Here is a 12487-nt window from a genome sequence, read left to right as displayed (position 1 = left end):
CGCGGGGGCACTTTTTCGAGGGGAACGGGCGCGGCAGGGCTGGGCCGGCGGGCTTCACTGCGGTCGGGCCGTGGTGGGCCGGGCGACGTTCTTGCCCCCGAGCGATCTGCCGCACCGACTCCGGCCACCCCCCTCAGCACCCGTCCGGCCCGCTTCGAAAAGAGATCGGTTGCTCGCGACGGACACCGCCTGCCTCCCCGTAGAGCAGATGAAGGCTTCACCCGTACCGCCACCCTTCATCCGACTCGCGAATCCACGAGGTACCTGTGGCTCTCCTCTTCGCACGTCGTCTTCACCTCCACCTGCGGTCGCGGGGGCGTCGCGCCGTCGGGTTGCTGGTGCTCGTCGCCGGAACCCTGCCGGGTGCGCCGGCCGGCGCCGCGACCCCGTCCTCCGGATCGGTCAGCGACACCGCGTTCACGACCACGTGGAGCGCCGGGCCCTTCGCCGTCCCGAATGTCTCCGGCACTGCCGGGACGGTGAGCTGCGGGCATGGGCAACCATCGCGGCCCGACGGGCTTCCGCTCCACCCCGGTGGAGTCTGCCCTGAAACCGGACTTGCTCCCGCTGAGCCCGCTGATTTGCGGTCAGACCGCCCCCATCGGGATACCGCATGACACCGGGATACACCCACCAGCGAGATCACCATCACCCCGAGGCGAAAACCTCAGTAGTCCGTCATTTTGAAACTATTCTGCGGCCGCTGGGGCTTCGGGCAGCCATGCCTGCGTGAGGGTCACCCCGACAAGAGAGATTGCTCCAACGCTTGTAGGAAGCCGGTGATACCGCGCCCTTTTGGCAATATCTGTTGGTCCCTGGGGCGCACGGCGTCGATGGCGCTCGTTGCCGCGTGGGCTGCATGCCACGTGTCGACGATCAGATAGTCAGCACGGGTGGTGAGGGCCCGCAGTGCGGGAGTAGCCACCGTGTCGGCATTACCTTCAATGGCTCCGGGCGAGCACAGCCGCGACAGGCGCTTACTCAGTGACTCTGCGGCCCGAGGAAGGAGGGAATACACCCCGACTATTGTGCCGTTGAGGCGGTGCCATACGAGGTCTACGCCCTCTGCTGGCTTCGGCAACTGTCGTACTGGCAGACCGATCTCTTCGGCTAGGGCTTCCAACTCCGAATTTTGGCGGGAGTTGAGTCGCTGTTGAAAGTCACGCACCTTATTGAGAACCTCAGTAACGACCGCAACCCGCGCGTCTGCGGCAGGAACAGGCGCATTGAGTAGGATGTCGACCAGACCTAGTCCCCAGTCAACGGCAACTGGAGCGGAAATCCGCCTCCAGAGAGAAATGGCATGTTGCAGCGTATCCCGGTAACGCGCCTCTGTCGGCCCGCTTTCCAGGAGTTGATCAAGGAGTACCAGATATGCCTCGCGCACAGGTGCGCTGAGGTTCTGCTGCTCCGCCAGGACCAGCAGGATGGAGTCGCAAAATTCCGCTGCCGGGGTTGCCAGCGCCGCTTCTGCGGCTGCTCGGCAGAGCACGTCGAGTCCTGCGACTATTTGATCTTGGTTGATGCCCGTCCATGCGCTGAGAACGCCGTCCGCAGCCTGACGTACCTTTGCTGGCGTGAGGAGTTGCATGCTGTCCCACTGTTGGTGCTGTGTGCGCAGGACTTGAGTTGCATCAGGCCACCGCTCGTTCTGCCCGATCCTTGTGCACCACTCGACCCAACTGGTGCATGAGCCGTCGACGAGTTGTGTCAGGTCTTCCAGGTCGCGCAGAAGGCGGCGATCCGGATGGACAAGGTTGTCAGTGATAAAAGCCTGAATTGTCGTCAGTACATCTGGCGCGTGGACGCTGTCCTCGCTGTCAAGAGTGGCTTGTACGACGAGGTCGGCCACAGAAGGGTCGGGAGATTCAAGGAATGCGAGGACCGCCGCACCGTATTGCCCTTTGTCGAACAGTCCTTGGACGTCGTTTTGGACAGTCGTCGGGTCAGGTGTCGCTGACGCCTCCAACGTGGACAACCGCTGCAGTCGTTCACGCTCAAGGTCGCTATCTGCGGCGAGCAGCAACCGTTGCAGCCGCTCAATGTCGTTGAGGGCCCGCGCGGCTACAACGCTGACGGCCCGTCCCGCCTCGGTCACGGGGACATCGACGGCACTGAGGACAGTGCCGTAGCGGGCGCCTAGGTCGGCTTCTGCGTAGACGGCCTGAGCGGGTTGCCCGGTGGCGCAGAGTTCAGCAACTTCTGTCCGCCAGAGCATCTCAAGGAGGACCTCATTGATGGCCCTGGGACGACGTGAGCGCAGGAGGTCTGTCAGGTAGGGCAGGTTGCGCAACTCTCGCCAGCGCTCCAGGCGACCAAGCAGCTCGATCGTCAGAAACCTGAGGTTCTCCGCGCTGAGTTGCCCAGTGAGCCGGAGATCCGTTAGTGCCTGTTCAGCCAGACGGCTGTCTCGTTGCAGCAGAGCAAGTCGGAAGTCGCGCAACAGATCGACGTGCGACCGTCTGACGGGGCGCAGACGTGCGTCCTTGCCCTTCACCGTTGCAACAGCGTCCTCGAGTCGTTCGAGGAAGTCCTCCTGCGTCGTGGCTGTGCGTCGCACGTAGGACAGGTGTATGAGTCCTGCGGCATCAAGGAGTCGATCCACGTCGCCTCCGTTGGCGGCGAGCGGCATTGTTTGGATGTCCGCTGAGGAGGGGCCCAGGAAGGCTTGGAGTACCTCTCTGCCTCGGCGCTGTCCTTCTCGGTCTTCTGAGAGTAGGTAGAAGCCCGAAGGGTGACGATCAAGCGGTGCCACCAGCCAACTGCTCATGCCTTCTGCCCATGTCAGCGCCTGCGACTCGATGAGGACCTCGATACGCTCGCTCAGACTTCCGAAGCGCTCGGGATCCCCCAGACTGCGTTGTAGTGCTTCGAGGACGGTCACAGTGTGCCTCCGAAGCGATCAAAGGCGTCCATACGGGCTTGGGCCACGAAGTCTGACTCGGTCCTCAATTCAACGTATTCTTCGCGTAGGTGGATGCCGCTGTAGGTGATGTTCATGCTGCCAGCCAGGGCATAGTCGTTTCCGGTGAGCGCTTTGGTATGGAGACGGCCAGTGGGATCGATCACCACGTCTACGCGCTCTTGAACACGGGCGTCGCCGGACAGCAGTGTGAGGCGACGTCGAAAGTTGTCGTTGTGCTTGTCGGACGTGGTGGCGATGACGACGTGTGTGCCTTGCGTGGCTAGGATCACGAGAAGCTCAGCAAGGCGGATGCGTCGGCGTCCGAAGCGGGTGAGCGCTGCGAACGTTCCTGTGCTGTTGTCGAGGATGTCGACGTCAGATATCCAAGGGGAGACGAGCCACAGGCAGGAACTCGGCGTGATCAATTCTGCAGAAAAGAGGGCCCCGAGCAAGTCAAGCACCTCGCTTGCACTTTGAGCCTTGGACTTGCGAATGATCCTGTTCACGGGGCCTCCCGCAGGAGCACTCGGGTCTGCACAAACCGGGGCGACGTTCGAACGCCTACGACGACGGGGTGGCACAGGAGCGATCCGACCTCGATCGGACGGGTCTCCAGGTCCAGGACCACCGCTCGCAAGGTGGCAGCGTCTGCTTGCTCTGCCCGCAGTATTACCTCACCTCGTTCGACCAAAGTGGTGTGGAGCGCCTGGCGGCAGTCATCATTCCAGGGAACGACGTCTAGTGTGATCGGACCCAGATCTACGTGGGCCCGCACGGTTGGCAGCGATGCCTGAAGGGTGGGCGCGTAGGGGTTGTAGGACAGGTCCGCCTGGGCCGACTGGCCCCAGGGCCACAGCACGTTCGACACCGCTCGGGCTCGCCGTTGCCGTGTCGCTGTGGAGTCGAGGTGCAGGATCTCATCGAGAGCTTCGTCTCCGGCCAGAAGAGCCCCGAGCGTCCTGGGTCCTACCTCGAGTTGTGAGCGCTCTGTTGCTTGATCCCGCAAGTCCAGCCAGGACGCCACCTCGCTTAGCAGGTCGGGGTGTGCGCCGGGGCCGGCCAGGCGAGTACTGAGCGCAGAGCGGGCCAAACTACTCAGGGCAAGGTCGTGGGCGCTGGTGACGTCGTCCACGTGTTGTGCAGCCTGGGCAACAGCGGTATGACCTTCCTGCCATCCTTCCTGCAGCACAGCAAGGGCTGATTGGACCTCTGGTGCTTGCGAGCGCAGCAACAGGGTCAACTCCTCATCCAGAGTCTCGACCGCTGAGGGGTTGAGCGCGTCGTCGAGGGCTCGCGTGAAGGCCTCAGTGTCCTGGGTGAGGGCGCTGAGGAAGGCTTCGACCTGGCCGGTTCCGCCGGGTGAAGGCTCCGTCAGCCAAAAGCGTCGGTCGTCTCTCGGATCTAGATCGATCATCAGTTCGTCCACGTCGACACCGGGGCACATCATCGACAGGCCCGCGAGCGTGATGTGGGCGACCGAGAGTGTGTAGCGCTTGCGCCACCAGGCCATCCAACTGGGCGAGCGTTCGTCACTCGACACTTCCTCCACGGCCCTCCAGACTGCGGCCACGACCTGAGGGTCGTGGCACCAAAGCGCCCATGTTTGCTCGTGGTCTACATGCGCATGGTCGCCGTCGATGAGCCCGATCGTGGTAGCGGCCGCTTCGAGTGCTCCCGACACCTCGTGCTCCTGAAGCGGGGTTTCCCTGTCCAGACGCGCAGTGATGGTGGCTAGCAGGGCGATTTCGCCCAGCATCTCCCGTTCGAATGTGGACATCTCGCTGGGAAGTTCAACCTCCACCTGCAACAGGTGCCGCAGTCGGTAGGTGCGTTCTTGAGGTGTAGGGCTGACGGGTCGCTCGGGAATGTGCACGACGCCCTCAAGGGCATCGCAGTGGATATCGACGCCTAGGGCTGCAGGAGTCCACGAGGCGGAGTTACTGAGTCCGAAGCGCAGGCGCACGGGTCGTGATTGTGGATCCCAGACCGTTCCTTGTGCTGTCTTGGCGTACCGCAAGGTACGTACCCCGCCGCCTTGAATATGCAGGTGGGCAGTGAGTCCTTCGAATAGTTGATCGACTCCACGTCCGAGGCGTACCGGACACCCTCTACCGAGGGCGGTTACGTGGAACTGCCAGTCGGGGCGTACTGCGGAGGCATCTTTGACAGGGGGCGGCACTGAGTCAAGCCGGGCCGCAACTGGTGCGTACACCGCTACGCGCTCGTCTCCTACACCGATCGCATCCACCAGTACGGCCTGGTAGGTGCTGGTGACGTCGACCAGCACCTCCTGCTCACCAGATGTCTCCTCAGGCAGGGGGATCCAATGACGTTTGTTGGCTGCCCATACTCCGAAGTGCCGGGTCACGTTACCGGGGCAGAACTCTCGGAGGGTACGCAAGGCAGGAAGGTGTTCGACCTGCCACTGGCCGCGTTGCCCCGGCACCTGCAGTTCGACGTCGGGGACGAGAAGGTCATCGAACAGGTTGCCGGGGACGAACTGCCGAAGTGGCGTCCGAGTCCGCAGGCCAGAGTCCCCCTCCTGCGGTTCCTCTCCCCGCCATTGCTCCTTCAACTGGCGGCGTATGGTCGGTACAACAGCCAGCAGCAGCGGTCTAGGCGCGTCCCACAGCAGGCTGTCGACGACCGATTCGGCCCACTCTCCGGTGCCCAGTGCCAGTGCTCCTCGCAGATGGCGCCGCAGGCGTTCTCGCTCCGGTCCCGGACGAAGAAGTCGTTCCAGGAGTTCTGCCAGTGCTGTCTGACGGTCCCGAGTCAACGCCTGGCGCTCTGCGCTGTGGGGGTGCAAGAGGGATGCCGGCCCTGCGATATCTGCCCAGGTGGAGTTACGACCGGAGTAGCGCAGTTCCGCCGCGAGCCAGTCAAGGAGGGCGTATACCGCTTGGATCCGGAGTACATAGAGGTTGTCGACGGGAAGGTGACGCGGCGGCAGGTCCGGGTCGAAGAGCGCGTCGTAGGCCTCCCAGGCTTGTCGGTCTCTGCCCCAGTCGCTGAGCACGACTACAGTCCAGGGGCGGGTCGTTAGGTTGCGTCCCGCACGTCCCTTTCGCTGCAGGAACTGCGCTGCGTCATGCGGTGCTTTGTGTTGGAGTACAGCGCCGACTCGGTCGTCATCGAACCCGACTTCGAGCGTGGCCGTCGCGACGATCACCTGTGCGTCGGTGGCTACGCCTCGGTCTTGGGAGCTGGTGCGTCCTATTCGGAGTTGGCGGTCGGCGTTGATACCGTGGCCCAGTTGCTCGGGCAGCCACCACCACTGTCCGTCGGGATCGCGATCGCTGGCTGGCTGTCGCAGGTCTGGTGCCAGGCGTGCTTGGTCCGCGGCCCGCAGGTGGGCGAGGGTGAGGGGGCGACGGGCGAGAGGGCGTCCGGGCCACTGCCATCCCTCGGCATGCAACAGGTCCCAGTACAGCCGGTTGGTGCTGTCGAGTTTGTCGGTGAAGGCGAAGAGCTTGCTGCCGAAGATGCCTGCGGAGGATGGGGGAGGCTCGAAGGGGTCGTCCGCTGTGGAATCCAGAGCGCGGGAAAGCGCCATGCAGGCCTGGATAGTGGTGGACAGCGTGCCCGCCTGAGCATGTGGATCGTGGCGAAGCGCCAAAAGGTACTCGGCGCCGGAGTCCTCCAACTCTTCTACATCAGGTCGGACCACGCTGACGGCACCGGCCGGCAGGTCGACCAACCGCGCGAAGAAGTCTCCTGCGTTGCGCAGCGTGGCCGACAGGCCGACCCAGATGGGAGCACGACGCAGACTGTGCTTCAGGCGGCGCAGCAAGACAGCGTTCTGCGCTCCCGTCGTCCCTTCGTATGTGTGCACCTCATCGAGCAGAACCGCTGCGAGGCTGGCTGGGCGCACCCCGAACGCCCGGAGGTTGCCAGGTGCAGAGAGTTGACGGTTGAGTGATTCAGTGGTGCTGAGCATGAGATGGGCAGGATGCCGATTGGCACTCTCACGTGTGAGTCGCAAAACGCTTCCATCCACCTCCCCCCTGCAGGCGGACGCGCCGCAGACCAGTCGCTCGCGGCCTACCGCAAGGTCTGCCTCCAGCCACAGCAGATCCGCGTTGCACTCAAGGCAGCGAAGGTAGGGGCAGACATATCCGCCGCCTTGTCTCTCCCAGCCGTCGGCCTTACCGTCGCGCACGGAGCGGGCGGAGGGCGGCGTCAGCCCGAACCACGTCGCCACGCTCAACGGGGGTACCTGCGCCTCTGGTGTGCTCAGACGCGTCAGGTACTCCATAAGGCTGCGGAGTTGGTCTTTAAGCAGTTCGTTTCGCGGATACAACGCCAGGCCGAGCGTTCCCGATCGCCGACTGCTGCCAGCTTGATCGGCCAGCCAGGTCAGCAGCGGTAGATAGAAGGCCAAGGTCTTTCCGCTGCCTGTGCCGGCCGTGACCATGACGCCTGTCGGCTGCCGACCTGCCAGCGCCTGCAGCACGGCGCGCGTGCTGCGCTGTTGAAAGCCGGACAGTTCCTCAGGCAGTAGAAGTTGGGCCGCCACCACACCCGAGGGTCCGAGCCACGCCTGTATGTCGGCGAGTACCTCTTGCGCAGGAACATCTCGTTTCGGGCGCCGCCGGGGTCGGTGGAGGAAGCGATAGTCCAGGACAAGGGGCCTGCCATCGGTGACTCGCTGCCCGGGGAAGGCCTGGCGTAGCGTGGCAAGCAGCCTTACCGTCTCAGCGCTACGCGACCTGTAGCCGCCGCTTGGGGTCGATACGACCAGCGAAGCTTCCAGCAGTTGGTCCAGCAACTCCTTCGCGTTCCCGTGATCAGAGAGTACGGCCAAAATCTCGGACTCAGTCCACTCTGCGCCGACGGCCCCCCATGAGAGAAGCGAGGCCTCCAACAATTCGAGTCTGGTCAGTGCCTCGAGCAGGCGTTCAGCCACGGCGAACCTCCTGCGGCCGGCCCGGAACCACGCGGAAGTTGTGGAGGGCGCCATTGTCGAGCAGCCAGTCGCGTACTTCCGCGTTGAACAGTTCGAGCGATGCCCCGCGGCCGGACGCCGCCGCCGAGACGAAGACCTTCACTGCATCTGGCAACCGTCTCTTCAAGTCATCAAGGAGTTCGACGGCTTCCCTGAGTGTCTGCAGGGCGTGAGCGCCCGGCAGTTCCTTTTGCAACCGGGCCAGCCGTCCGAGGGTATCGTCCAGGCTTTGTGCGACGTCCGTGAAACTTGCAGCGTCAGCCAATGTCTGCACCAAGGCACGCAACTCTGCAGCGTCGCCCGCCTCCGTCGTGACGTAGTCCTTCCATGCGGCCAACACGGCATCGTGAGCCCGCGCCTTGAAGGAGCCGAGGTGCCGCTCAACAGAAGCCAACTGGCGGCGGCCCAGTTCTGACTGAGAGGCGCCCAGGTCTTTCCACAGGTCGGCCGGCGCATCGAAGCCTGTCCACCACACGCCTTTGCCCGACAAGGCGGCCTGAGCAAGTTGGGCCAGGTCCTGAAGAGTCCTGTTGAGGTTTTCATCGGCCTCAGCAAGGATGTCTATTTCTGACTGTGTCTTGACTACATTGCTGGCCTGGCCTATCAGTTCGCGAGTTGCGCTGATCCAGGTCGTGTTGCCTTCAGCCATGCCCCGCCTCCGTCGTGCTCAAAATCCGGAGAAATTCCTCGATCCGGCCCAGCTTGTTTTGGACATCCCGTCGGAGCTGGTTCAAGTCTCCGCCCACAGCGCCGCTTCTCAGGCACCCCCGACTCGTTGCTTCCAGACTCTGGCGTACTACCTCAAGTGCTCCTGCACCTGCGACTGCATCGCGCGCCCAAGGCTGTATCGCGAGAGCTTCTTCCTCGTCCTCCTTGCGGTTCTTTCCGCACCAGTCGAGTGGAAGTTCCGGGAGACTCTCGAGGGTCTGCACTGCTTCAGAGAATTTGCGCCAGCCGTTCTCCGGCCGAAAGAATTGGTTGGTCAGGGCCTGATGCCCGACTTCCTGCGCGCTGCGGGCCACCGACCGCGGGTGTTCGCCTTCGAGGCTCTCCGCGAGTGTCTCGATGGCGGTCGCTACCTCACGTACGTGCGCAGGGCTGGCCTGCTGTATGGCGGACAGCAATCCTCGCGCAGCAATGGCCAGGTCAGGGGCGACATCGTTGAACTCCTCGAGCACCTGCCGGAGGCAAGCAATCGGGGACTTCAAGACCTGCTCAAGTCCCGTCTCCAGGTCCGCAACATCAACGAGTTGCGGAGCGCCTGTATCGCCCTGCCGCACTGAGGCAAACTCTCCCACCCACTCTGCTGCCGGCACATCACGCAGCAGTTCCTGTGCCGCGCGATCGACAGAGACCCACAGGGGCGCACTCGCAGCGCTCAACGGTGGTTTTCCGCTAAGCACGTTGTCGACCGTTCTCAACCGGTCAGGTGTCACCCCCGTAGCAAGCAGAGCGACTGTCCGGACAGCGATCGCGGCCCGTGCCAGGCCTCGACCTCGCACTCGGTCGCGGAATGATCGACGGACTATCTCGGCCCATTGATCCAGTCGGGACTCAAGGCTCAGCATCAACTCCGCAGGGTCGTAGTCCTCGGGCCAGGCCCAGTCCCCCTCTTGAGGCCTCCAATGACCATGATCCGCGAACCATCGAGCGCCCATCAACACCTGAAGATCTTCGGCCTGGCGGCGCACCTCAAAGCGCACGCTCCCCGTACCAGGGGCGCGGCCTCGCGCATCCTCCAGGTCGAAAGAATACCGAGTGAAGAGCCCGCTCAAGATTTGAGCTCCACGGCCATTCGCAACATGGAAGAGGTCTTGATCGAGTTCGAGCCGGGAGGAAACGAGACGATAGAGAGTCGCCCGATAGGAGTCAGCATGGTGGTCCGGAAGACGTTCTCCGTTCTGCCACTGAAAAAGCGGTAGCAGAGGATTCTCTTGAGGCTTCTCGGGAGTATCCCTTTGTTTCGTTCGCTGCGTTTCGACGTCAGGCGGAGGCGTCGCCCGCTTTCGCACTGTTGCCCCGCCGAGAGAAAAAGCGTCCATGACGGCCGGCGCAAGGTCGTCTTCATCGCCCCAGATGACGAGGGCGCGATAGAGGCGTTCCGCTTGCTCGCCTGTCGCGCCTTGCAGCAGCGCATCTTTGGGGCGCTGCACCCTGAAGTCGAAGCGATCGCGCACGCGGGGGTGCGGGTAGGTTCCTCGTTCAATGTGTGGGTCGGCCTCCCTGAGGGTTTCCGCCACGCACGTGTCGAGAACTTCACGCGGCGTGGGATCTGCCCCTTGGCCGTCTAGGGCACGCCGGAGGGAAATTTCGTTGTAGGGGTACAGGCCGACGCTGCCCAGTCCTTGAACTTGGACGGCACCGAATCCCTTATGGCATTCGTCTCGGAACCGACACGCGAGTCCATTTTCTCTGGTGTCGCAAGCGTTTTGCACCCATTCTTCCCCAGCCGTATCCTTCCGGGCTTGCGTCCAGGCTTGCTCGACGTTGTCCCGACCGACTCGCGCAAGATTCAAGTAGCGGGCAACGAATGCCTTGCGGTCCGTCAGCGCAGTCGCACTGACAACAAATTGGTGTGTAATACGGGTCCGCACGGTCTGGGGAAGTTTAGAAAACGGGGCATCCGTCACTGCGAAAAGAACGCGAAGCGGAGCAAGGTCAGATCCCGGCTGGGTGACGAACTGGTCGTACAATTCCCCGTCGATGAGTCCGAACTGTGCCAGGTCCTCGAAGACCAAAACCAATTCCTTGCCCTCCTCGCGGAGGGCTTGGCGAGATTGCCGGAACAGCAGGTCCAGCGTCTCACCACTGCTTCCCTTGAGGCCAAGTGTCCTGGGCACGGCCTGGCGCAGGGCCTCGTCAAGGATGCCCAAGGCAGGCTTGGGATCCAGGCGGACGAGGTCCCATAGCTCACGCAGATCACCATTGCCAGTCAGTTCCCTGCGCACGCCGGCTTCGCGTAGTGGGATATCCGATGCCGTGAAGCCTTCCGGCTCGTCGTCCCGACGTGAAGTCTCCCTGTAAACCGAGTCGATGAACTGATGCAGTCGACCTCCCTCGCGAAGCAGGGTGCGGTTCACTCGGTCAAGCGACAGGAGATCAGCCAGGCCGTTTCGTCTCTTGCCCCGATCATCGGGGGTGCCCAGCAGAGCATTGCGTTCTTCGCGCGCCGTTCGCTGAGCGTCGCTAGCGTCGTCCCCGGGCAGTTGGAATTCGAGCGTCCAGGTCAGAGCGAGACGCATCTCTTCCAACAGGCGGTCCTGAAGTTCCGCGGGGGTGCTGTTGCCCACCGCTTCGTCGATACGGTCCATAAACTCCTGGCCGCCTTCGCCAGGCAGCCCTGCCACGATGCGGCGGAGGAGTTCACGGATCGTTTGCACTGCTCTTGGGACGTACAGGACGTGGTAGCGCTCGTCGGATGGATCGAGATGGGCATGCACCCAGCGCACGACGTGGCTTTTCCCCGCTCCTGATTCGCCAGTCACGGCGATGAGCGTGTTTCGGTCCATGTCACCGACAGTCGCCAGCAGAGCATCGAGCACTTGACGCTCGTCCGAGCCGGCGTCAGGGAGTTCCTCTCCCTTGGGATGTGACAACTCCATCGGCGTGTGAGCGGCCAGAAAGAGAGCTTCGGCGTGGGTGGGCAGCGCGCCGATGTCCGAGTAGACCGTCCGGCTCACCGAGCCCGCGCTCCAACAGCGGAAACCCTTCATCGCAGTCGTCACGCAGCCCCCTCCACAGTGTGCACCTCACTGATGCGTCGTTCCCCTCGCCCGAGGCGCAGGACCAAGGGCATGCTGGCATCACTCGAGGCCACGAGTCGCAACCGCCCCGCCCGCTCCAGTTTCTGCAGCGCCAGCGCAATCGACGCGGGCACGTTTCGAGTTTGGTCGCCCGCTGACGGTAGTGCGGCGATCAGTCTCGGCTCTCCAAGGACGGGGAGTATCGAGTACAGACGCCGAAACCACTGATCTGCGGGCGCCTTGGAAGGCATTGCGTGCAGCACGTCATTGAGGGCATGCGTGGGATCAATCAGTAGGTAGTCCTTCTGTTTGCCCATATCGGCCTGACGAGCTAGTCCGAGCGCGCATGCCCATCGTTTGAACGCCCGCCACTGCTCGGGGCTGTTGACCAATGTGTCCGCTTTGGCATGGACAAATGCACCTTCGGGCCCATCACCCCAGATCGCCGGAAAGGGTGCCAGGGGATCCTGGCGAAGAAGCCAGGCGAGCGCCAGTGTCACATCCGAGGGCAGGTCGCCACCGTCGAGATCCCTCATAGCCTTCTCCCCCAGGCAGCGCAGTAGGAGGGAACGGAAGGCTCGAGAGTCTGCGGCTGCCGCGTTCACCTGTGCGCGCATGTTCTCGCGCAATGACCACACCCGTCGGTCGCGTGTGGCTCCTTGCGCTTCGAGGAGACCGAGATCTGTACCGACGGCCAGCGAGGCTGTGAGTGATGCTGCGGCACCACCTCTGCTCTCAAGAGGTGTGTTCTGTTCTTGTTTCAGGGCAATGGGTTGCAAGGCTTTTTGCAAGTCACTCGCGCTTTGGCCCTCGGCACGCGACGCAAGGTAGCGGGCGATCACCCGGAGGGCCGGGGTGCTGGCAGCGTTGTGCTGCTTAAGGTAGTCCACG

Annotated in this window: 6 protein-coding genes; all 6 read right to left on the bottom strand. The window is 63.2% G+C overall.

The window, feature by feature from the left end:
• Positions 1-736: 736 nt before the first annotated feature.
• The 6 genes from dpdD to dpdG are packed head-to-tail and all read right to left on the bottom strand — an operon-like array spanning position 737 to position 12486.
• The gene (gene dpdD, locus AC1VWI_RS35045; RefSeq protein ID WP_499515031.1) at positions 737-2884 is read right to left on the bottom strand and encodes a protein DpdD; all 2148 of its coding nucleotides are present in this window, start codon (positions 2882-2884) and stop codon (positions 737-739) included.
• On the bottom strand, positions 2881-3411 hold the full coding sequence (gene dpdK, locus AC1VWI_RS35040; protein ID WP_499515030.1) for a phospholipase D-like domain-containing protein DpdK: 531 nt from the start codon (positions 3409-3411) through the stop codon (positions 2881-2883). The genes dpdD and dpdK overlap by 4 nt, the downstream gene beginning before the upstream one ends.
• On the bottom strand, positions 3408-7814 hold the full coding sequence (gene dpdJ / locus AC1VWI_RS35035) for a protein DpdJ (RefSeq protein ID WP_499515029.1): 4407 nt from the start codon (positions 7812-7814) through the stop codon (positions 3408-3410). The genes dpdK and dpdJ overlap by 4 nt, the downstream gene beginning before the upstream one ends.
• Positions 7807-8502 (bottom strand): hypothetical protein, encoded by a 696-nt coding sequence (locus tag AC1VWI_RS35030; RefSeq protein WP_499515028.1) that lies wholly within the window; start codon positions 8500-8502, stop codon positions 7807-7809. Before AC1VWI_RS35030 ends, dpdJ begins: the two co-directional genes overlap by 8 nt.
• Entirely contained in the window at positions 8495-11578 is a 3084-nt protein-coding gene (locus AC1VWI_RS35025; protein ID WP_499515027.1) for an AAA family ATPase, read from the bottom strand. The genes AC1VWI_RS35030 and AC1VWI_RS35025 overlap by 8 nt, the downstream gene beginning before the upstream one ends.
• Positions 11575-12486: a protein DpdG gene (gene dpdG, locus AC1VWI_RS35020; protein ID WP_499515026.1), complete on the bottom strand. Its 912-nt coding sequence runs from the start codon at positions 12484-12486 to the stop codon at positions 11575-11577. The genes AC1VWI_RS35025 and dpdG overlap by 4 nt, the downstream gene beginning before the upstream one ends.
• Between the last annotated feature and the right edge of the window lies 1 nt (position 12487).

It is taken from the genome of Streptomyces sp. TOM-9, assembly GCF_056858595.1.
This window is presented reverse-complemented; position numbering and strand designations above follow the sequence as displayed.